Annotated in this window: 23 protein-coding genes; 12 read left to right on the forward strand and 11 right to left on the reverse strand. The window is 61.9% G+C overall.

The window, feature by feature from the left end; translation table 11 throughout:
- On the reverse strand, positions 1–537 hold a 537-nt coding region (locus tag F6X53_RS19235), incomplete at its 3' end, for a type 2 periplasmic-binding domain-containing protein (RefSeq protein ID WP_483403761.1).
- Between the two features lie 184 nt (positions 538–721).
- Here F6X53_RS19235 and F6X53_RS19240 point away from each other — a divergent pair.
- Positions 722–1378 (forward strand): GntR family transcriptional regulator, encoded by a 657-nt coding sequence (locus F6X53_RS19240; RefSeq protein ID WP_151001815.1) that lies wholly within the window; start codon positions 722–724, stop codon positions 1376–1378.
- Here the strand turns inward: F6X53_RS19240 and F6X53_RS19245 are convergent.
- The 3 genes from F6X53_RS19245 to F6X53_RS19255 all read right to left on the reverse strand — a co-directional run bounded on the left by F6X53_RS19245 (position 1362) and on the right by F6X53_RS19255 (position 3038).
- Positions 1362–1670: a hypothetical protein gene (locus F6X53_RS19245; RefSeq protein ID WP_151001816.1), complete on the reverse strand. Its 309-nt coding sequence runs from the start codon at positions 1668–1670 to the stop codon at positions 1362–1364. The two genes, F6X53_RS19240 and F6X53_RS19245, sit on opposite strands and share 17 nt — an antisense overlap.
- An 8-nt stretch (positions 1671–1678) precedes the next feature.
- On the reverse strand, positions 1679–2380 hold the full coding sequence (locus tag F6X53_RS19250) for a maleate cis-trans isomerase family protein (RefSeq protein ID WP_151001906.1): 702 nt from the start codon (positions 2378–2380) through the stop codon (positions 1679–1681).
- A gap of 442 nt (positions 2381–2822) precedes the next feature.
- Positions 2823–3038: a hypothetical protein gene (locus F6X53_RS19255; protein ID WP_151001817.1), complete on the reverse strand. Its 216-nt coding sequence runs from the start codon at positions 3036–3038 to the stop codon at positions 2823–2825.
- Positions 3039–3596: 558 nt separating this feature from the next.
- On the opposite strand from F6X53_RS19255, the gene F6X53_RS19260 reads away from it, so the two are divergent.
- The 4 genes from F6X53_RS19260 to F6X53_RS19275 all read left to right on the forward strand — a co-directional run bounded on the left by F6X53_RS19260 (position 3597) and on the right by F6X53_RS19275 (position 5719).
- Positions 3597–3842 (forward strand): hypothetical protein, encoded by a 246-nt coding sequence (locus F6X53_RS19260; protein WP_151001818.1) that lies wholly within the window; start codon positions 3597–3599, stop codon positions 3840–3842.
- Positions 3843–4017: 175 nt separating this feature from the next.
- Entirely contained in the window at positions 4018–4314 is a 297-nt protein-coding gene (locus F6X53_RS19265) for a hypothetical protein (RefSeq protein WP_151001819.1), read from the forward strand.
- 511 nt (positions 4315–4825) lie between these two features.
- On the forward strand, positions 4826–5269 hold the full coding sequence (locus F6X53_RS19270) for a hypothetical protein (protein WP_151001820.1): 444 nt from the start codon (positions 4826–4828) through the stop codon (positions 5267–5269).
- A 195-nt stretch (positions 5270–5464) separates the two neighbouring features.
- Positions 5465–5719, forward strand: a complete 255-nt coding sequence (locus F6X53_RS19275; protein ID WP_151001821.1) for a hypothetical protein — start codon at positions 5465–5467, stop codon at positions 5717–5719.
- 1607 nt (positions 5720–7326) lie between these two features.
- Here F6X53_RS19275 and groL read toward each other — a convergent pair.
- Positions 7327–8970 carry a chaperonin GroEL gene (gene groL / locus F6X53_RS19285; RefSeq protein ID WP_151001822.1) on the reverse strand — a complete coding sequence of 548 codons (1644 nt, stop codon included), beginning with the start codon at positions 8968–8970 and terminating at the stop codon, positions 7327–7329.
- A gap of 95 nt (positions 8971–9065) precedes the next feature.
- Positions 9066–9353 carry a co-chaperone GroES gene (locus F6X53_RS19290; protein ID WP_151001823.1) on the reverse strand — a complete coding sequence of 96 codons (288 nt, stop codon included), beginning with the start codon at positions 9351–9353 and terminating at the stop codon, positions 9066–9068.
- A 472-nt stretch (positions 9354–9825) separates the two neighbouring features.
- Between F6X53_RS19290 and F6X53_RS19295 the strand changes: the two genes are divergently transcribed.
- Together F6X53_RS19295 and F6X53_RS19300 are read left to right on the forward strand one after the other, a co-directional pair.
- Complete coding sequence (locus F6X53_RS19295) at positions 9826–10083, forward strand: DUF6489 family protein (RefSeq protein WP_151001824.1); 258 nt, start codon at positions 9826–9828, stop codon at positions 10081–10083.
- Positions 10084–10469: 386 nt separating this feature from the next.
- Positions 10470–12461 carry a PHA/PHB synthase family protein gene (locus F6X53_RS19300; protein WP_151001825.1) on the forward strand — a complete coding sequence of 664 codons (1992 nt, stop codon included), beginning with the start codon at positions 10470–10472 and terminating at the stop codon, positions 12459–12461.
- 226 nt (positions 12462–12687) lie between these two features.
- Here F6X53_RS19300 and F6X53_RS19305 read toward each other — a convergent pair whose 3' ends face one another.
- From F6X53_RS19305 to F6X53_RS19315, 3 genes are all read right to left on the reverse strand, one after another.
- Positions 12688–13875 (reverse strand): YsnF/AvaK domain-containing protein, encoded by a 1188-nt coding sequence (locus F6X53_RS19305; RefSeq protein WP_151001826.1) that lies wholly within the window; start codon positions 13873–13875, stop codon positions 12688–12690.
- 298 nt (positions 13876–14173) lie between these two features.
- A complete protein-coding gene (locus F6X53_RS19310) occupies positions 14174–14761 on the reverse strand; it encodes a phasin family protein (protein ID WP_151001827.1) in 588 nt (195 codons plus the stop codon).
- Between the two features lie 180 nt (positions 14762–14941).
- Positions 14942–15289, reverse strand: a complete 348-nt coding sequence (locus F6X53_RS19315) for a DUF1223 domain-containing protein (protein ID WP_151001828.1) — start codon at positions 15287–15289, stop codon at positions 14942–14944.
- Positions 15290–15539: 250 nt separating this feature from the next.
- On the opposite strand from F6X53_RS19315, the gene msrB reads away from it, so the two are divergent.
- From msrB to F6X53_RS19335, 4 genes are all read left to right on the forward strand, one after another.
- The gene (msrB, locus tag F6X53_RS19320; protein ID WP_151001829.1) at positions 15540–16016 is read left to right on the forward strand and encodes a peptide-methionine (R)-S-oxide reductase MsrB; all 477 of its coding nucleotides are present in this window, start codon (positions 15540–15542) and stop codon (positions 16014–16016) included.
- 42 nt (positions 16017–16058) lie between these two features.
- Complete coding sequence (gene msrA / locus F6X53_RS19325) at positions 16059–16781, forward strand: peptide-methionine (S)-S-oxide reductase MsrA (RefSeq protein WP_151001830.1); 723 nt, start codon at positions 16059–16061, stop codon at positions 16779–16781.
- Positions 16782–17566: 785 nt separating this feature from the next.
- Positions 17567–18586, forward strand: a complete 1020-nt coding sequence (locus F6X53_RS19330) for an AI-2E family transporter (RefSeq protein ID WP_238297886.1) — start codon at positions 17567–17569, stop codon at positions 18584–18586.
- A 540-nt stretch (positions 18587–19126) separates the two neighbouring features.
- Complete coding sequence (locus F6X53_RS19335; RefSeq protein ID WP_191970905.1) at positions 19127–19429, forward strand: hypothetical protein; 303 nt, start codon at positions 19127–19129, stop codon at positions 19427–19429.
- Between the two features lie 311 nt (positions 19430–19740).
- Here the strand turns inward: F6X53_RS19335 and F6X53_RS19340 are convergent, their stop codons facing one another.
- Positions 19741–19920, reverse strand: a complete 180-nt coding sequence (locus tag F6X53_RS19340; RefSeq protein WP_151001832.1) for a hypothetical protein — start codon at positions 19918–19920, stop codon at positions 19741–19743.
- A 624-nt stretch (positions 19921–20544) separates the two neighbouring features.
- On the reverse strand, positions 20545–20691 hold the full coding sequence (locus F6X53_RS19345; protein WP_191970906.1) for a hypothetical protein: 147 nt from the start codon (positions 20689–20691) through the stop codon (positions 20545–20547).
- Positions 20692–20797: 106 nt separating this feature from the next.
- Between F6X53_RS19345 and F6X53_RS34025 the strand changes: the two genes are divergently transcribed.
- Positions 20798–21490, forward strand: a complete 693-nt coding sequence (locus tag F6X53_RS34025; protein ID WP_373876033.1) for an acetoacetate decarboxylase family protein — start codon at positions 20798–20800, stop codon at positions 21488–21490.
- Positions 21491–21604: the final 114 nt, after the last annotated feature.

Raw genomic sequence — 21604 nt, forward strand, 5'->3', positions numbered from 1 at the left:
GCCGCCCCGGACCTTGAGGCCCTTGGCGTCCGACGGCGCGTAGAGGGGCCGCTCGCGGCTGGCGACACCGCCCGATTGCCAGACCCAGGAGACCAGGATGATGCCCTTCTGGTCGAGGAGCTCGGTGAGCTTTCGGCCGACCGGCGCCTTCTTCCAGGCGATCGCCTGCTCGTAGGAGCTCACGAGGGCCGGCATCAGGCCGATATTCATTTCCGGGATCTCGCCGCCCGCGTAGGGGGACGGGTAGAGGGACATGTCGAGGGCGCCCTTGCGCATGGCCGCGAACTGAGCGTTCGTCTTCATCAGCGAGGAGCCGGGATAGACCTGCACCTCCAGGGCGCCCTTCGAGCGCTCGGCGATCGCCTGCGCGAACTTGCGGCACATCCGGTCCCTGAAATCGCCCTCATCGATCGTCCCGCCGGGAAACTGGTGCGACAGCTTCAGGGTCGTGGCCGCCCGCGCGGCATTCAGACCGAGGCTCATGATGGCGGGGGCCGCGAGGCCCGAGGCGAGGAGGTGGCGTCGTGTCAGGGCCATGGCGTTCTTCTCCCGCGGCGCTCAATCACGGCGCCGTTTATTGCACGGTACGGTTTCGCGCTTTTACTTCAGCTTATACTTAAGTTTCCGACCGATATGTAGAAGGCTCCCTCTTGTATATTTTGTCAACCCCATTGCATAATGGGCGATACCAGAAAATTATCTGGCTCCGGGAGGATATCAGATGAGCCAGGCTCAGCGTCTGAAGCAGGCCATCGAGGATGAAATTGTCGACGGAACGCTGCCGCTCGGTGCACGCCTCGATGAGGTTCAACTCGCCCAACGCTTCGGCGTGTCGCGCACCCCGATCCGGGAGGCCATCATCCAACTGACCATGACGGGGCTCGTCGAGACCAGACCCCGCAAGGGTGCGACCGTCAGCACTCCGGAGCCGCAGCACCTGCTCGCCATGTTCGAGACCATGGCGGAGATCGAGGCCTCGTGCGGGCGCCTCGCGGCCCGCCGGCTGATCCCAGAGGACGAGGCCGCTCTGCGGGAGGCACTCGCGGCCTGCGCCCGCGCGGCGGAAGCCGGCGACACCGAGGCCTATTACCAGGAGAACTACGTCTTCCACACCGTGGTGTACCGGGCCTGCCGCAATGCCTTCCTGTGTGAGCAAGCGCGCCAGCTCAGCCGCCGCCTCGCGCCCTTCCGCCGCCTGCAGCTGCGTGTCCGCCAGCGCCTAGTCCAGTCGCTCGCCGAGCACGCGGAGATCGTCGAGGCGATCGTCTCCGGCGACGAAATGCGAGCGGCTGAGGCCCTGCGCAACCACGTCGTGGTTCAGGGCGACCGCTTCTCCGACCTCGTAGCGAGTATGCGCTCGATCAACGCGGCGGCGTGAGGCAGATCAGTTGCTTATTAATCCCGAAGGCATGCTCAGCTTCGAGGCTCAGGCAACTCGTTGCACCTAAGCAGAGCAGCGCCGGCAACACTCCATAACACAGATGGCGAAGACCTTGGCGCTGCCGCTCGCAAGAGCAAAAGGTCCGCTCCTCGATGTCGCGGTAGCTGAGCGGGTAGCACAGGTACCATGAGTCCGCCTGGACGATGAGCGCCGCCTCGAAGTAGCGACCCTTGAAGTCGTCGGACAGAAGCGGTTCCACCCCCAGGATGGAGGGTGGGCTTGCAACCATGGCTCTGCTCAGTAACGACCTGACAGGAGCGCCCCTGCGTTCGGCACGCTCGTCTGGAGGCCGAGCTGCTTCAGCATCTGGTAGGTCGTGCAGACGGCGGCGGAGACGACGGGCAGGCCTATCCTTTCCTCGACCGCCGGGATGGACTCCAGCGAGGGCATCTGCACGCAGGCCGAGATGACGACCACATCGGCTCCCTTCACCTGCAGATCCTTCGAGATCTCCGTCAGCGCCAGCGGATCGCGGCTGCCGACCTGGATGTTGTTCGAAATCTCGAGCGAGATCGTGTCCAGCACCTCGATCTCTTCCGCCTCGATGTAGCTCTTCACCAGCTCGGTCAGCGGCTTCATGTAGGGGGTGACGATCGAGACCCGCTTCGCCCCCAGAGTGCGCAGCCCGTCGACCAGTGCACCAGCGCTGGTCACGACTGGCACATCGCGGCCGTTCTTGGCGGCGACCCCGCGCAGGCGCCGCTCCGACTCACGGTGGTAGCCGTGGCCCATGCTCATGATGGCCACGAGGCAGGCGTAGCCCAGCACATCGACCGGCGCGTCCGACAGCTCCAGGGCGCAGCGGTCAGAGTCGCCATCCATCTTCCCCAGTTCCTCCTTGGTCACGTGCTGCATGCGCATGCGGGCGGAGTGGAAGGTGAAGCGCTCGGGCGCGACACCCTCGCGGGCGCGCAGCATGGCTGGGATCTCGGTCTCCATGGTGGTGTTCGAGCTCGGCACGATCTGGCCGACCCGGTAGTAGCGTCGGGTGCTGCGGAAGGCCTCATCCAGCGGGGCGCCCTCGACCTGGGCGGGGTCGATCTGGTCCATAATTCCTCTCCTGTTCTTCACCTTGCGGGTCGGCTGCACCCTTTCTCCAGCTACATCTGGGTGCTGTCGCGAATGATGTAGAAATCCGGCTCGGCAACATCACCCGGGAATGAGGTTGTCGGGTCAGGCTGAAGGCGTGAAGCTGGTCTCGTAGAACCGAAGCGTTTTGCCCGTGGAGGCCGTTTTAGCGCATTGTGGCAGGACTGATCGAACGGCGGCTCAACGCGCCGAACTGCCCTGACGCATGACGCTTCCATAAGGCCCAATCGGCGAGTGGCGCGGCCTCTTGCACCTCAATGCCTGTCAGCCGCTACCACGATCTGATACGCAGTCACGGCTTTTCCTGCATGGCTTGGAGGTACTCCCAGCGACAGCGCAGGGCCGCGAGGGTGTCCTCGATGTCCTTCAAGGCGTGGGTGGCCTCGGCGCTGTTCTGTCCGCGCTCGGTCAGGTGCGCGATGATCCGGATCTGCTCGATCCGTCGCGCCTCACCCTCGTTGATGAGGCGCTCCACGACATCGAGCGAGTCCTCTGACAGCGTCGTCATCACCGCCGTCGTCCTGTTCTGTCCCTGCGGTATGAGCGGTTACGACTCCCGCTCGGACCGGAGCGCTGCTTGTTGGCTGCGCCCCAGACAGCAGGCATCGGTCGCGCAGGCTGAAGGCGACGACGGAGCGGAGCGCCGGTCGCTGAACCCGTAGCAGATCAGCCTGGGTAAGCTGCGAAAGGGATCAGGACTTCTTCTCGGGCTTATGACTTGGTTTGCGCACCTTGAATGCCGCCCAAGCCTCGGCCAGGGCTTTCGTGGCTTTTTCGGTTAGCTTCATGGCTAGGGTCTCCATAGGACCCTTAGTCAACGCGTTCCCTCGCAATCCGGTCCAGCGAGGCCGACAGAGTCGACAACGCAGAAGTGTGGATCAACCGCGGGCGGACCTGGGTATGAGCCTGCGCCGGATGTGGCATAGGGCACCCTCAGGCATGGACGATCCGGCTTTCTGCGGGCATCCCGAAGCATGCCGGCGGCGATCCCACGACGAAGTCTCCGCGAGCATAGGAACCGCCCGGCGCACGCGATCCACAAGCCCGGCGGTCGAGGAGAACGCCCATGCCGACGGAGGACCACCGAGCTCATTTTGCCCAGCTTGCCCTCGACACCTACGCACGCGTGCAGGGCACCTGCCGCCGCTCCAAACGGAGCACGAATGAGGGAGATGTGGCTGAATCCGACATCGTCGATCTCATGACCGATCTGCTTCTGCTGGCCCGGTTCAGCGGCTACGACCCGCAATCGGTGGTCAGCAAGGCCGAGCGGCACCTGTACGCTGAGACCGGGCATCACTACGGACCCTGAGCCTCTCACATGGTTGCGCCTGTGCTGGGGGATGGCCGGCCTCGTCGGCCGGGAGCCGAACCCCGAGATCTTCCAGGTTGACTAGCGGAGAAATCGCCCCCCTGCGCGATCATCGATTGCGGATAGTGCCACGGAGAAGCTACGCCAGTCCGAGCCGACGGGCGGTCTCGCTCGGTTGCGCCGCTTCCAGGCGAGCGCTGAAGCGCAGGGCTGCCTCGGCCAGGAAGCGGCGCTGGCGTGTGTCGGCACCATCGCCTGTCCGGCTGGCGCGGATGAAAGCTCCGGCCGTCGCGAGAAGGTCGGACGCCGCTGCCTCGATGCCAGGATAACGTTCGATCAGGATGCGCAGTTCGTCGACATAACTCCGCAGAGCCGCAAGTACGAGATCGCCTTCCTCACCGTCGAGGATTCGCGTGACCGCATGCCCGATGGCCTGACCAGGAGATTGGACCGCCTCAGCGAAGGCGCTTGACTGCTCCAAGTGGGCTTGAGGCATCGGCAAACTCCGGCGGGTCCTGCGCGTACCTCATCATCCCACACCGGCTACGCAGCAGGGAAGTGTGTTGGAGGCTCCGGGGCGCCGTCGATGGGGTTGCCCAAACAGACTTTGTTTTCACACGCAGGACCAACCTCCCCTGCAGGGTACAGGTGGTACAGGCGGTACTCGAAGGGGAAATCTTGAAAGCGGGCGGTACCGGCCAGGGTACGGGTGGTACCGCCTCCCTGCCGGTCCCCCCTGTCCCACCGGCAGTACCACCTCAGCTCACCCGCTTTCGCTCTGCAGTCCCCCTGTACCGCCTTTACCGCCCCATATCGATCTCTCGCGAGATGCTGGAATTCGCTCAAGCGCCTGTATGGAGCCGCCCTGCACGTCCTCGCGGTGCGCATGCGGGTCCGATCGAACGCAAGCCTCAGAGCGGCGTGAGCTGGTCGAGCATCGGCAACCCGGATACGATCATTCCGCTGAGATGGGAGAGCTGCCAATGGCAGAGGTTGACGAGCGCGCTCGGAGGATCGCAGACGCGGTTCTATCGGCCAAACCGGTCAAGGCTGAGGCCAAGCGGGAGATGGCCACCGTTGAAAAATGGCTTCAGCCATTGACGGAGCTGATGGTGTCCGCTCAAGGCGAGTTATCCAGTCGTCGATCCGAAGCTATGATTTCAGGCCCCCAGGCACGCTCCGGTAAGATGATGCACGAAGAAGATTATATACTTAGAAATAATGCCGGAGAATATCAGCATTTAAGCTTTCGGTATTTGGCTGATGATAAAATTCTGCCCTTGCTTGTTATTCATGGCATGGACACTGCTGCCGATGACAGCCTCACGCATCGCAAGAACAAGGATGGCTACATTGAAGGACATGTTGACGAAATGATACTATCGACAGTCGAGGGTTATCTGACGCGTTTTCTAGCACGATCGTGACCAGCGGGTGGCAATCCGTGAACGCTTTGTTTTCTTCGCAAAGAGGTCACCTATCTCGGCAAGAGCTTCGGTCAGCGCCTTCCGCCAGATGATCGCGATGTCACCTTCGCTTCGCGCCTCGCGAAGGCTCGGGGCTCGACGGGACTGGAAAGGGGCGTATCCTGATTCCCCCAAGCTCGGGGCCGGGAGGAACCAATGTCCAGTAACTGGAAGGCAGTTAAGGAGGATTTAGACTGGAGCCTCAACAAGGGCGACGCTGTAAAGGGGCGGGATGAATTGAAGGAAGCCTTCGGCAAAGGCGACGCGAAGTTTATCAGCTCTGTCAGCGAGGCATTCAAAATGGGCCAGCGGGACGGACATAAACTGGCTAATTTCTCAAGGTGCGCACACGAGGACCATAAGCGGCTCTACAACATGGGCCGAAAACTGATGGACCTGAAGCCAATTTGAAATGGGTCTCAAAGATGCGCGTGAGGGCGTGGCGGGACAGGTGAGCCTGTCGTCGAGGAAGGCGGCTGTGGGCGTGGCGCGAACGGCCGGAGGGTTGGGCGGGGACGCCGGCGCGAGCCTCCACGAGGTCCCTGTGCGATCCAAAGTCCGTCCCGGTCTCGCATCCGCGCAGCCTACTCAGGAGAAAGTTGCTCGGCTTCAGCAACCCTCATGGGATCAGGCATCAGGACTGAGGCCGGCGGAGAGAAGATCCCTCTTTGGGCCAGTTGGGTGACTTCAAGGCGCTGATCGATGAGGCGGGAGAGCGATAGATCTGCTTAACCTTCAGCGCCGAGGCGGATCCTTCCAGGTTGTGGCTGCCTCTGTCTGAGCGTTGCGAGTGACGTCGCGCCTGTGAAGTGACTCGACCCGTGTGCGAAAGGGCGCACCTGTATCGTCCCGGTGCGTTGTGGAGCCGGTGATTGAAGGCTCGCTCGACGGGCCTACCAGGATCAGGCTCGTGGAGGCCTCACCCGCAAGGCACTGTCCAACCTTCAAAGCTCCCACACTCAGCACAGGAACAACAGACACCGATAGAACGGCAGCAATGATGGATCGAAGTTTCGGCACAGCGAGCCCTTGAGATCCCTAGATAAGCCTAGCCGGATGGGGTTAACGGTTCGCTGTACAGCGCGATCTGGACGCTGTTGAGGCAATGCCTGCCGCGCGCCGAAGCTGTGGGTGAGAGAGCTGTGAGGTGGAGAGTGGGCGGGTGCGCGAGGACAAGATATCTGAGTGTCTGTCCGGAAACATTTCAGAGAGGAGATCGGCCTTCTCGGAGTGTGAGCAATGCCCCGTTCCCCTGCGGGACCTCTCAAGATGGAGTCTGCTCCAGCTCAATAATTCAACGATTTCAATGGCAGGTTTCCGGACGGACACTGAGGACTTTCTAGCTTACCGCACGCTATCCAGAGAAGCCTCGTCTTAACGTGGTTGCGACCTATGCGCTGCGGGCTTCAGCCTCAAGTACGAGGACCCAAATTGATGATGTACCGCCGGCCGGCGATCAAAGGGAACACACAGCTAAGCCCGAGAGCTATAACGTGTCAGGGCACCGCGACCCTCGAACTGCGGTCGAGTACATCCGGCGGGCGAATGTCTTCAAGGAACATTTGGATGGTGGTTCCTCTGACACTCGAAGCGGGCGACCACACTCCGCATTCGGCTCTTGCCTGAAGAAGCTAACCTCGAAGTGCAGGACCGCTGCTTCCAAGAGGCGCAGGTTTATCGGAAATGGTGTCGAGCCTTTGCTCGAGATCGTTGACCCGACCCTGAAGCGTAGCGACTTGGCGAATTGCCAAGGCCAGGACATGCACGATGGCTTCTTGTCGGCCGCTCTCAGTCGGGCTCCGCATAGCTTCCTCAAGCTGACGTCCCAGGTCCGCAACGGACATCGAAACACCTCCGGTCAAGGAGTGATCTAGGCGACACGTCTGTTGCTGGTAGGGCGCCAGCCACTCAATGTACGCGCCCCGCCGCGCTCCTAAGTCGGCTGTCGGTCCGCCCTCCTGTGATATGAGAAGGGCCGCCCAAAAAGGCGGCCCTCCTTTTTGGCGAGGTTCGGCAGATTAGAAGTCCATTCCGCCCATGCCGCCCATTCCGCCGCCTGGCATCGCCGGAGCGCTCTCCTTTTTCGGAGCCTCGGCGATCATGGCCTCGGTCGTGATCAGCAGGCCAGCGACCGAGGCCGCTCCCTGGAGCGCCGCCCGGACGACCTTCGCCGGATCGACGATGCCCGCCTGGAGCATGTCCACGAACTCTTCGGTCTGGGCGTTGAAGCCATAGGTCTGAGACTTGTTCTCGGTGATCTTACCGACCACGATCGAGCCCTCGACGCCGGAATTGTGCGCGATCTGACGGATCGGAGCCTCGAGTGCCTTCAGAACGATCTTGATGCCGGCTTGGACGTCTGAGTTCTCGTTGTTGAGACCCTGGACCGCCGCCTTCGCGCGGAGCAGAGCAACACCGCCGCCGGGAACGATGCCTTCCTCGACCGCCGCGCGGGTGGCGTGAAGCGCATCCTCCACACGGTCTTTCTTCTCCTTGACCTCGATCTCGGTGGAGCCGCCGACGCGGATGATCGCGACGCCGCCCGCGAGCTTGGCCAGGCGCTCCTGCAGCTTCTCGCGGTCGTAATCCGAGGTGGTCTCCTCGATCTGCGCCTTGATCTGGCCGATCCGCGCCTCGATGTCCGACTTGGAACCGGCACCGTCGATGATCGTGGTGTTCTCCTTCTCAATGCGCACGCGCTTAGCACGGCCGAGCATGTCCAGAGTGACGTTTTCGAGCTTGATGCCGAGATCCTCAGAGATCGACTGAGCCTTGGTCAGGATCGCGATGTCCTCGAGCATCGCCTTGCGGCGGTCGCCGAAGCCCGGCGCCTTCACGGCCGCGACCTTGAGGCCGCCGCGCAGCTTGTTCACCACGAGCGTGGCCAGCGCCTCGCCCTCGATGTCCTCGGCGATGATCAGCAGCGGCTTGCCGGTCTGCACCACGGCCTCAAGGATGGGGAGCAGCGCCTGCAGCGAGGAGAGCTTCTTCTCGTGGATCAGGATGTAGGGGTCGTCGAGATCGGCGACCATTTTTTCCGCGTTCGTCACGAAGTACGGGGAGAGGTAGCCGCGATCGAATTGCATGCCCTCGACCACGTCGAGCTCGGTCTCGGCGGTCTTCGCCTCTTCCGCCGTGATCACACCCTCGTTGCCCACCTTCTGCATGGCCTCAGCGATCATCTGACCAATCGCGCTATCGCCATTGGCCGAGATCGTCCCGACCTGGGCGATCTCCTCGGACGACTTCACCTTGGTGGCACGCGACTCGATGTCCTTCACCGCAGCCGCGACCGCCAGGTCAATGCCGCGCTTGAGGTCCATCGGGTTCATGCCGGCGGCAACCGACTTCGCCCCTTCACGAACGATTGCAGCGGCCAGGACCGTTGCCGTAGTGGTGCCATCGCCAGCAATGTCGCTCGACTTCGAGGCCACTTCGCGCACCATCTGGGCGCCCATGTTCTCGAACTTGTCGGCGAGCTCGATCTCCTTGGCGACGGTCACACCGTCCTTGGTGATGCGGGGCGCGCCGAAGCTCTTCTCGATCACGACGTTGCGGCCCTTGGGGCCCAGCGTCACCTTCACTGCATTGGCGAGAAGCTCGACGCCATGCAGCATCTTCTCGCGAGCATCCGTGGAGAAACGTACATCTTTGGCAGCCATGGGGTCGATCCTTCTTGGTCGGCTCTTGCCCCAAGGCACCCCGGATGGGCAGCCTCAAAGGGCTAGGTTCATGAGATCCGTGGATCTGCCGCGCTTCAGGCGACGACGCCCAGGATGTCGGATTCCTTCATGATCAGCAGGTCCTGACCGTCGATCTTGACCTCGGTACCGGACCACTTGCCAAACAAGATGCGGTCGCCGGCTCTCACGTCGGGCGCGTTGATGCGGCCGCTCTCATCGCGGGCGCCAGGGCCGACGGCGATGACTTCGCCTTCCTGCGGCTTCTCCTTGACGGTATCCGGAATGATGATGCCGCCCTTGGTCTTCTCTTCGCCTTCGATGCGGCGAACCACAACACGGTCGTGCAGCGGACGAAACTTCATGAGGGCCTCCAATGATTTGCTCAGAATGGTGAGCGGCAGGGCGCAGATATCGTCGGAAGGGGGGCACCCGATCGGCAACCATCGCTCTGCCTGGGAGCGTCCTAGCACTCCCTTCATCAGAGTGCCAACGATCATTGGCGTCCTTCGCAAGAACGCGACAGAGGCTGAAGAGCTACAGACCAAGGCGCAGGAACTGGTACACCAATCCGAGGAGCGGCTGATGATGGTGACATCATGAGCATCGCCACCACCGCCTGATGTTCGGGGGGAGCTCCTTCAGATCGCCATCGCAATCGCGACCATCTCGATCATCACCGGGGGACAGCGCTGACCCTGGTTCGCGTCCCTTGACCTCGGGATTAGCCGGACGGTCACTGCTGCAACGGCGTACCTGATCTGACACTTGAAAGCGTTAAAACCTTATTCACGTGGATCGAGGCAGTCGTACTCGAAGAATCAGGGAGGCTTGCTCATGAAGGTAACGGTAGAAATCGAATGCACCCCAGAGGAGGCACGGCAGTTCATGGGGCTGCCTGACCTTCAGCCAATGCAGGCAGCCGTCATGGCGGAGATGGAAAAAAGGGTCTTGGCCGAGATGGACCGCTTCTCGCCCGAGCCTCTTCTTAGGAGCTGGATGTCATTGGTCCCGCAGAACTCGGAGCAGATGCAGGGAGCATTCTTGAAGCTGTTCCAGCAAAGCTTCACGGGTAGCAAATCGAAATCCAAGTGACGGCGGCGACCGGACAAAATGATCCGGCACCTCGGCGAAGCTGCGCAGGTACGCGGCGCTAAAACACGGGAGGAGGCGGAGTCGAAGCGACCAGGACAGCTGTCTCGCATCCCAGCCGGCGTCGGGTAGTGTTCGTACGTGAGACACCAACAACAGCTTTTGTGGCAGCTGCCGTCCCGTCGTGGACGATGGCGCTCGAGATGGCTCCCACTCCGGATGTGTGAAGCTGCCGCCCGCCGAGACAGTGGCTTGGCAGCCCGGATCGAACAGAGCGATCTTGGCGTTGTTCCGAGGTCCAGCTCCGCAAGACACACGATGGTCGCAGCCTGCCCACGTCTTCCGCCATCAATGTCGGCGATGCGGGATAAAAACTTCGGAGGAACGCCATGGCTGACCGGAATACCGGCGCTGGTGGATCACACTCGAACCCAAGCGGTGAACCCAAGGCAGCGCCCCGGGAAGGCGGCGTGGCCGGTGCAGGTCTACCCAGTCCGGATGCGATGCTGGGCATGTGGACGTCCTGGATCGACCAGCTATCTTCCTCGCCTCAGGGGTCAGCAAATCTTGACTGGCCTCAGTGGGAGATCGCATCAGGCACGCCTGATTTTGCGATGTTTGCGGGCGATGGGAAGCAACTGAGCGGGACCCTGGCACAAGACCCCTTGCTGCGCTCCATCGACCAGATGTGGAACGCCAACCCGCTGCGCGAAATCGTACCTGTCGACTGGGCCGGGATCGCTCAGGCTCTGCGCACGATCTGGCTCCGGTCACTGGGAAAGCCCGAGGCCGCCATGGCGGCGGCGGAACTCAACCAGAACCTGTGGCGCTCAACCTTCGAGGTCTGGCAAGAGGCAGGGCAGCGCTGGCTTGAGCCTTCGGGCTCGTCTCCGCCAAAAGGGCCGGCTGCGAAGCGGGCCGACAAGCGGTTTGCCGCGCCGGAATGGCGCACGAACCCGGTCTATCACACCCTCAAGGAGGTTTATCTTCTCGCCTCGGATTGGTTGCTGGAGCAGGGCGAGACGGCTGACATGGATGAGGCTGAGCGCCAGCGCATCAACTTCCATTTGCGCCAGTTCGTGGATGCGATGAGCCCCTCCCTAATGCTGATGACCAACCCTGTGGCTCTGCACAAGGCCATCGAGACCGGCGGCGCCAGTCTCGCGGACGGCGCCCGCAACTTACTGGCCGACATCAAAGCCGGGCGCCTCAACATGGTCGACGCGGAGGCTTTTGCACCAGGGCGCAACCTGGCTCTCACGCCCGGGAAGGTGGTCCACCGCAACAAGTTGATGGAGCTGATCCAGTACACACCGACGACGGAACAGGTCCACCAGATCCCGCTGCTCATCCTGCCGCCATGGATAAACAAGTACTACATCCTTGACATGCAGCCCAAGAACAGCATGATCCGCTACTTGGTCGGCCAAGGGTTTACGGTGTTCGTGATCTCCTGGAAGAACCCTGATGCGGCGATGGATGGCATCGGCATTGAGGACTACATGGACCTCGGACCGCTTGAGGCCAGCGACGTCGTGCGCCAGATCACGGGCAGCCCGAGCGTCAACGCGATGGGCTACTGCATCGGCGGTGTTCTCCTGACGCTCACCCTCGCAACGCTCGCGGCCAAGGGCGACGAGCGGTTTAACTCAGCAAGCTTCAACGTCTCGCCGCAGGACTTTTCGCGGATTGGCGACACGGCCGTGTTCATGGGTGAGCCGACCCTTGATCTGGTCGAGCAGCAGATGATGGAGCGGGGCTATCTCGACAGCCGTGAGATGGGCAACATGTTCAGCCTGCTGCGGTCGAACGATCTGATCTGGGCCAACGTGGTCAACAACTACCTGCTCGGCAACAAGCCGCCTGCCTTCGATCTTTTGTACTGGAACAGTGACGGCACGCGCATGACCCGTTCAGCGCATAGTTGGTACCTACGCAACACCTATGTGGAGAACAACCTGATCAAGCCGGGCAGGATCACGCTCAAGGGCGAGGCGATCGACCTCGGCCGTATCTGCCAGGACACCTATGCGGTCGGCTGCGAGAAGGACCACATCGTGCCCTGGGACTCCGCCTGGCGCGTGACGGAGCTGTTCGGCGGAGAGGTGCGGTACGTGCTCGCCTCCAGCGGTCATGTCGCTGGCATCATCAATCCGCCGGGCAGTAAAGGAGCCTACTGGACACGGGAGGTGGGCGACGTCGCAGCCAGCAGCCCTGAGCAGTGGCGGCAGAGCGCCACGCGTCACGAGGGCAGTTGGTGGCCCGACTGGGCGGCTTGGCTCTCTGATCGGGCTGGTCCGAGGAGCGCACCTCCGCCGCTAGGGAGCTCCCAGCACCCGCCATTGCAGGATGCACCGGGGACTTACGTGCTGGAAAAGTAAGGCCTCTGAAGGCTTTGTCTTAGGATGCTCCGCGGCGCAATCGATGCGGCAGTAGGACCGTTCTCCCTAGCCGCGTGGAAAGGACGGATTTTTGAGCTTTGGTAAGCCCAAAAAATCGCCCACATGCAGCTGTATTTCGAATTAATTTCAACCGAAGTACAGCCAACAAGAAGAATGACCGCGGCCGCCGCATTGACCGCGATCTAATTACGCAAGGAGTGAGGAACTACTTGCGGCTGTACGCGAGCGCAGCTCGCTTGTTGCCGGAGCGCTCACCCGCGTTCGAGATCTCGACCTCATCGCGCCGGATCGTGTCCCGAACCGTCTCGACACGCTGCGTGCGCTCGCGGCGGACCACAACCTCTTCTCTCACTCTGACGCCCTTGGCCACCAGCGGCACCTCGGAAGTCTCGATCATCTCGACAGTGAGCTCGGTCAAAGTCTCTCCGGTTGCCGCATCGGTGACGGGCCTGCGCCGCTCCACCACGACCTTCTCGTCATACAGCGTTACCTGCTGTTCGGCTGGGGCCTCGACGACATAGCGCCGGACCGTCGTCGTGCCACTGTTGACCGTGTGCTTGCCCACGATCAGCGTCTCTTCCGCCAGCGGGATGACTTCCTCTTCCTGGGTCGACTGCTGAATCCTGGATGCCGTGGCATTGCCGGAGCGTGCAACGGAGCGACCCGGCGGCACGCCCCACATCCCAAACATCGCGTCAAAGAAGAGCGAGCCTGTGCTCATCGGTGCAGTCGCGACACGCTGAACGGTCTCTGCAGCGCTTTGGGCGACCTTGCGGGTGCTCTCAGCGGCAACTTCTGCGGTTTGGGCCACCTGCTCAGCGGTTTTCCGGGCAGCCTCTCGGGTCTTCCGCTCACGGTCGGCAGCTTCTTCCTGCTCGGCGAGAAGCTTCTCGGCCTGCTCACGCTCTTGTCGTTGCTCGACCCGCCGCTGCTCAGCCTCGGCACGCTTTGCTTCCTCGACCTCGGCCTTCCCGTCCTCAATCTTCTCGACGATGGCCTGGGCTTCCTCGTCACTTAGTGCCTTCAGGACGGCCGGCAGCAGCTCCTTGCGCTCATCCCGCACGCTCTGCTGGAAGACCTTCCGCAGCTCGGCAACCTTCGGGGCAAACTCCTCGCTACCCTTTGGCGTTTGCTCAAGCTCGGCCAGCAGCCTACGAGTTTGCTTGTTGTCGTTCAACGCAGCCGTGACGAGGTCTTTGGTTTCCTTGTGCTTCCGAAGGACCGGGAACAGGTGCTCCTCTTCCAACTTGGCGAGGAGCTCCAGCTCGGACTTGAGATCCCCCAGGATTCGCTCACGCGTCTTCACCGCATTGTTCGAGGTGTCAGCAAGTACCGCAAAGAGCTCGTTCGCTTTCGTGGGGCTGGTCTGAATCAATTGCCGTATGGTGGTCATGTTTGCCTCATGAAAGGTGAGAGGAAGTGTTGCCCTAGCAAAACTAAGATGCAGATCGTCCCGCTCGGGCCCGTGGCGCTTGCCGGTTTACGAGCCGCGTGACTGCAGAAACCACCATCAACAGCTGGCTGGTACGTCTTCAGAGAGACTGCTCGACGGAATGGCTCCACATGTCCGGTTCCGCCGCGCGAGATCGAAGGAGGCTCGTGCGTCTCAAAGGAGCAGAGGGCGGCCGACGGAGCCGCCCTGAGTTTGTTGCCAGCTTGGAATCTGCAGTGCGTCAAGGTTGAACAGGATCTCAGCGAGTCTGAGCGACGTTGGAGAAGGTCTTGCTGGCCTCGTCAACGGCGCGAGCTGAGGCCTCGGTGATTGCCTTGCTGTCCTGGACGATGTGCTGCAGTCCATCACGGACGAGCTCGCTCTGAATGGCGGCAAACTCCTGAACCGACTTGGCATGCACCAGCTTGTTCATGCCCTCGAGATTGCGCTGGAACTGCCTCTGAGCCAAACCAAACCAGCTGCGCGAGGCATCCTGGAAAGCCTGGGTCAGAACGGTGCCGCAGCGCGTAACGGCTTCCAGGTTCTGCTTGGACTGGCGGGCCAGGCGCTCGCTGTCTTCACCGGAGAAACCGAGTGTGCGGGTGAAGCGGTCTGCGGCCTCACGGGCCTGCTGCGCAGCGGTCTCGACGCTCCTCTGCACGACCTGCTTGGTGCTCTCCGTCGCCTGCTCGCGCAGATCGGTCATCTTGTTGAGGCCCTCGCGTGCGGCATCGGCAAACTGCTTGCCCTGCTCAGTAGCGTTGTTGAGGTTCGCCTTGGCGGTGTCGGCGAGCTTCTCGTGCTGCTCACGCTGCTTGGTCTGGGCGTTGTTTTGGTCAAAAGCCATTGGGTCTCCTGCCTGTGAGGATTATGTATTCGATGGGCGGGCATAAGAATATAAGCGTGATCACCTGAGGCGGCGAAGGCGCTTACGTCGACTATCGCACTGCACCTAAGTTATGGCCGGCCTCTTACATTCAAGGCGCGCGGAGGAAATTGGATCCAAATTAATTTATAATCTTCACCATCAGATGTTATAGCCAATAAGCAACCTACTGATTGCGTTGCACAATATTCTCGCGCTGCGGTTCTCGAGCCGCATCCCAGAACCCGGATGACCGTTCATGCGCCGCCGATCGGCGACCTTGAACGAAAAGGTGTCCTTCCAGCTGAGATCGTTCCAGTGGGTGAGGTGGAAACCAAGCGGCCGCACACCGGCACGGCGGGCATACTCGCCGAGCAGCGCCTCGGCAGGCGGACAAGATGAACAGTCCTGAGAGGGAAAGAATTCGACGGCCGCCGGACGCTCGCGCGATGAGGCCGGCACAGAGTTTAGCGGCTGAAAGCAGAGCGAGCGCGGCAGCAAAGGCGCCAAATCGAGGCGTCATGCTCGGCATCCGGGTAAGGTCGAATACCGAGACTTCGTTCCGCACCTCTGGGGAGGTGTATTAGTGCCTCACCAATCAAAACAACCCCGCAGCTTCGTCAACATCTTCGCCGCGAAAGCTTTGACTTGTGCCAGTTCCGCATGTTGGAGCGCACGGAGAAAATGCCCGCACCATGTAACTGAAGGAGCCAAGGCACGAATTAAACGATGACACTCGTTTCGGCAGGAGGAGCCGCTCATGAACCGCCGCCAATCTTTGTATGCCGGAGCCTCTTTCCTCGGGGTGTTCGCAGGGCTGCGCACCGTTGGCCACGCGTCCGCCGAAGACTTCGAGATCGTGAAGAGCGATGCCGAGTGGCGGCGTCAGCTCGGTCCCGCCGAATACACGATCCTTCGGGATCATGGGACCGAACGCATTGGCTCAAGCCCGCTCAACGGCGAGAAGAGGCCGGGCCGGTTTGCTTGCGCCGGCTGTGACCTTCCCCTGTTTTCGTCGGAAACGAAGTTTGAGAGTGGGACAGGCTGGCCAAGCTTCTGGGCGCCGCTCCCCGATGCGGTCGGTACCACCTCAGATACGATGTTCGGGATGAGCCGCACGGAGGTGCATTGCCGCCGTTGTGGCGGCCATCTCGGCCACGTCTTCAGCGATGGTCCGCCGCCTACGGGTCAGCGCTACTGCATGAACGGTGCGGCCCTTCGCTTTCTCCCTGCCTGACCGTTCCTCGTCTGCCGCACCTCAGGAGGCAACCATGACTGCCTGACTCTCAATCGCTTCACCCGTAGCCTCTGGCCAAGTGCGGTCGCCGCTGCGGCCGGAATCGGCCTCCTCGCAGGCTTGCAGAACTACGGAGTCGCGCAAGAAGCGGGTCAACGGCTGCCAGACGCGGCTCTGCAAGCGGCGGAACCCGCCGTCGGGCTACGCACCGCCACTCTGGCCGGCGGCTGCTTCTGGGGTGTCCAAGGCGTGTTCGAGCATGTTCGCGGCGTGAAGCACGCTGTGTCGGGCTATGCCGGCGGCAGCCAGGAGACCGCAACCTATGAGACGGTCAGTTCCGGCCGGACCAATCATGCCGAGGCGGTGCGCATCTCCTACGATCCGGCGGTCATCCGCTACGACGAACTTCTGCAGATCTTCTTCTCGGTCGCCCTCGATCCGACACAGGTGAACCGCCAAGGTCCGGACACCGGCCCGCAATACCGCTCGGCGATCTTCCCGAGCGATGCCGAGCAGGCGCGGGTGGCGGAGGCCTACATCGCTCAGCTCGAAGCAGCCAAGGTGTACTCACAGCCAATCGCCACGCGGATTGAGCGGGATGCTGCCTTCTACCCGGCTGAGGGTTATCATCAGGACTTCATGGCCCTGCACCCTCGCCATCTCTACATCGTTGCGAATGATGCTCCGAAACTGCGCGCTCTGCAGCGGTTCTTCTCCGAGCGCGTGATCTCCGAGCCGGTCCTCGTCAGCCGACCGCCGAGCTGAATCCGGCGAGACCCACTCGGGCCTGTCGTAAGGTCTCGCATGAGCCGCAGAGGGGCTGGTCCGGCCCGATTTTCAAACTTCGTCAATGGGCTGAAGCCCGAAGCAGATCGCTTGTGAAAAGGCGGCCTCAGCAGAAGCACAGACTCAGCATCTACATCCGACCTCCTCCGAGTAGGTGGCCCCGCCCCCGCAGTGTTTTGTGCGGAGCCACCCTCCCCTGCAGGGTACAGGGGGTACAGGTGGTACTCAAAGGGGAAATCGTCAGGCGAGGTGGTACCGGGTACTACCGGGGGTCTTGGTTTTTGCCCGAAGGATTGCTGGTACCACCCAGTACCGCCCTGGCAGGCCTCATTCCCCTTCGAGTACCACCGGTACCGCTTGTGCCACCTGGGTGTAAGGGAGCGGGAAATCGAACGAACAACACGACTACCTGAGCCGGATCGACGAGGTCTACCCGGCCGAGTGCTCGACCGGCCACGGCGTTGACCGGGGATGCCCGAAATGGCTTGGACTTCGGAGAAGTGAAGCCGTCAACAATGCGCCAAGCTCAATCTCGGACCACTTGGCTATGCAGCTCAGATCAGCAGCGGATCGGTTCATCGGTCCAGCCCGTTGTTGGTACGGCACGCGTTCGGGAGCAGCGAGTGGCAATCACCCTAGAAGAAGGTGCGGTCAAGCCCTCGCCGGCCAACGATCGTGCCGCTGAGCGCCGCAATGACGAAGCGCAGGAAGCCGCTGCAGCCGGCGATGCAATCCCCTGAGGGGTCCGCTCCGTTGGGATCCTGGTGCTCAGTCTGCTTGCTGTTGTCTACACGCTCTACTTCGGCAAGGAGATCGTCTTACCGGTCGTCCTCGCGCTCGTGCTGAAGCTTCTGCTCGGACCAGCGATGCGGATCCTGCATGAGCGGCTTCACATGCCCAACTCACTCGCCGCAGCGTTGCTCATCCTGGTGGTGTTCAGCGCGATTGCCGGCGTCGGCTTCACCGTCTCCATACCAGCAGCAGGGTGGATCCAGAGGGCGCCGGAAAGCCTGTCGCTCCTGAAGGACAAGCTTGCCGTGCTGCGCCATCCTCTCGAGGTGCTGCAGCAAGGCCTGCATGCGATCGAGAATTTGACCGCAGCCGGGGGCCAAGACGGGCAGAGCCAAACCGTCACGGCAAAGCCTGCTTCCGGCCTGGCAGGCTACCTGGCCACAGGCACCGCCGCGATCCTGTCGCGCTTCTTCACGACCATGATCGTGCTCTTCTTCCTCCTCGCCTCGGGCGACCGATTGCTGCGCGGGTTTGTTGAGGTGCTACCGACATTCTCCGGCAAGCGTCAGGCCGTCGAGATCGCCCAGGAGATCGAGACCAACATCACCGGCTACCTGCTCACGATCACGATGATGAATGTCGTCGTGGGCGTGGTTACAGGCCTTGCCATGTGGGCCTGCGGCCTCGGCACACCACTCCTCTGGGGAGCAACGGCATTCCTGTTGAACTACATCCCGATCCTTGGACCTCTGGCGGGTCTCGTGATCTTCTTCGTCGTGGGGGTACTCAGTCTGGATTGGCCCTGGTACGCCCTCATGCCGGCGGGCCTGTATCTGCTGATCCACATCGCTGAGGGTGAGACGATCACGCCCATGCTCCTGGCCAAGCGCTTCACGCTGAACCCCGTTTTGGTGATCATCTCCCTCTTCTTCTGGCACACGCTCTGGGGCGTCCCCGGCGCTCTGCTTGCCGTGCCGCTCCTGGCCATGCTGAAGATCGTGGCCGACCGAGTCGAGCCTCTGAAGCCTATCGGACACATTGTCGGGTCTTAACGACCACGACACCGCTGATTGTTGCCCGGCTCACTGAGTGTGCGGCCGTACCGCCACTCGGTCGAAAGCTTGGACGCGACGGTTGCCTCTTCAGAGGAGTGGTAGGTCCTGGCGACTTGCGTAGTCCGAACTGCCCTTGGCCGCCTGGGCTTCTGCGCTCACCTGACTGGCACCTTCGCAGCGGACCGGGACTCCCGCTTGCGATCTGGACTCGTTGAGCTGGGCGCGACCTGTCGTGTTGACGCGGATGCGGGCTCGTTTCTCGCAGCCCCGTGTGACTGCACCGTCTTTGACCAGTGCGTTGAGTGCATCCCTTAGAGCCCGGCACGGAAGACGGGACAGGGCGGCAAGCTCCAAATCCTCGAACGGTACCTCGCCGCAACGGTGTGCCGAGCTCTCAACAGGCTGGGCGCGTGGCCGCTCGCAGACCGCCGAAGTTCCGATCATCTGCAGGAACCTAAGTGACCTCCCGCTCGTTTTTGTTGCAGTGCACCATAGGGATGATGGATAGCAATGATTGGACCGGCAGAAATCGACGACATGATGCTGGACTATGCAGAAGCGGTGGCGATGAGCTGCCAGCCAGGCCGCACAGATCGCTTGGGCTGGCCACTGAGTTCATGGCAACGAGCCCTGGCAGGGATCACGACACTGACACGCGCCGAGCCGTTTATTCTGGACAAGGCTGCCGGACGCTTCCGTGTCGTGGAGGCAGCGACGGGGCGCGAGGTCTACACGCCGCCGACGTTTCTTGATCCGCAGAGTCGGGCTGAGTTTGCGCCCCTCCTCGCCCTCGTCAATTCCGGCGGCCGTCTCATTGATGCTGTGATGGCCTTCGAGTAGCAGGCGAGGCGTCAGACCGGGAAGATCCACTACCTTCCGCTCGCGTCCGAAAACGAGGTCAGAGCAAGCTCTGGCGGGCGTGGGCGCGAATGTGAGCACCAAGAAGCTGCTTGATCCAAGTAAGCTCCAGAGACGACGGGATGCGATGGGCCCCAACATCGAGCTCAGGCGTTGAACCAGCTTCCGCAATCGCGTCTCTCGGGTAGGGACGACGATTGGATGCAAAGCTCATGCGCTGGAGAGGGGGTAGTCCGCTGATCTGACGCCCCTCTGAAGCGTGAGCGTGAAGCGAGGCGGCCCTGCTGATCGCTTCAGCCCTCGGCACCTTCAGGGCGATCAACGTTCTGTTCCGTTTCGTCGTAGAGGTACCCCGCGAGCCAATCCGCGCTCTCCTGCGAGCCTGCCCGATACGGATCAGCCGAGACAGTCTTGCCAGCGGCCTTCGCCGCTTTGCCTTCTTCCATTACCTTGGTGGAAACGACGATGGTCATGCGGCGCTCCTCCTGTTAGAGCCGAGTGTATCGCAGCGAGAGGTGCTCCGCGAGAGATGCTGGACAGCGCGCAGCCTGCCCACTACGGCAGCTGCTCTGAGCGCTTGATCGCTCCAGGGCGGCTTCAGGCATCGGCGAACTCCGGCGGGTCCTCAGCGTCCTACGTCATCCCACGTCTGCAGCACCATCGGGACGTGCGGTGAACGGCTGGAGGTTGGCACTAACTGAGCTGCTCCACAAAATTTGTGTCGAAGCGGAGAGGCGCCTCCCTCAGGGCGGTACAGGTGGTACAGGCGGTACTCGAAGGGGAAATGCTTGGACGAGGTGGTACCGCGCAGGGTACCGGGTGGTACCGGCATTGCTGCCCGGTATGGTTGGTACCACCCTGTCTCACCTACCGGTACCGCCTGTACCACCCAAGATCTTGGCAAGCAGCTGCGCTGCGGCCCTAACCCTCGGCTTGTCAGCACCCGACGCGAGAACCGGGCCGTCAATCGTTCAATCCTCCCAAAGAGCTGGTGATATCGTCCTTTGCGTCGTTCGCCGTTCATGGAGTTTGCTGGACACTTTGCGACTATACAGCTCTGAAGGGAGTGCTCCTGCCATGAGCGACACAGGGTCCAATCAGCAAATCTCGATCTTCGCGGATCCAGTGAGCGAGAGGGCAATGGCCGGGTTCATGCTATCCACCATGGCGGTCGGCATCAGGATCGTAGTCCCCCGCCGGCGTTCCGCGATGGTGCTGGCACAGTGGACTACAATGATGTGCATCGGCAGTTGATCCTTGATCAACGATAGCACGCAGGGTCGGTGGCATGTTCTGCTCGCCCAATTCGATGTGATATGCCGCCGCTTCAACAAGGAGCACGTGATCGCCATGGTTGCGGAGTCGACAGCTTGGCTGACGAGTCCCGATGGGGTGAGCTACCCGCCGGCACCCTGGCGTCTCCACGGGACGGCCTACGTCTCGTTATGGCAGGTGAGAGCATCTGCGCTACCGGCTGACTGGCTGCCTCAAGATCTGCGGCCTGTCACAATGTTGGGCCGTGTGTTGGTCGGAACAGCCTTTGCTGTCTACGAGCCAAGCGGCGATCTGGCCTACAACGAGGTGCTGGCTGCCGTGCAGGTTCATGGCAGTGGACGCCCGTCACTCACAGTCCCCTTCATCTGGGTTGATCATCCGGCCTCGATCGCAGGTGCCCGTGCGATGTGGAGCATCCCAAAGCAAGAGGCTGCGTTCCGGATTCGGCAACCCCGTGATGCCGAAGATCCCCGTTTTCGGGCGAGTGCGGAGACGCCTGACGAGCAGCCAATTGCGGACCTTCTGTTTCGGAGTCGGACCTCTATGCCGGGGCGCTGGCCGGTCCGCACTGCTATCGTGCAGACATCTCTGATGGGTAGTGGAGGTGGAGATCTCCGGATTACGCCCGCTCAAGCATGGGCCCGCGTCTCGTTTGGTACTGCGACTTGGGACTTCGGGCGGCAGAGCCCGTTCAGCTTCCTCCGCGGGCGCAACCCTTTCGTCAGCGTCCGGCTGACTGAGATGTCACTACACTTCGGGAGCTCTTGAGGCCTCTCACCCGGCGGAGCAGTCAGACCTTGGAAATGCCGGCTGCACAGAGCTGTTGATCCCCAATCCCTCTGGGCACTCTGCGATGCCTTTTGGCAAAAGAAGGGAGGGGCG

Origin of the sequence: Methylobacterium soli, assembly GCF_008806385.1 — a bacterium.
Taxonomy (GTDB): Bacteria; Pseudomonadota; Alphaproteobacteria; order Rhizobiales; family Beijerinckiaceae; genus Methylobacterium; species Methylobacterium soli.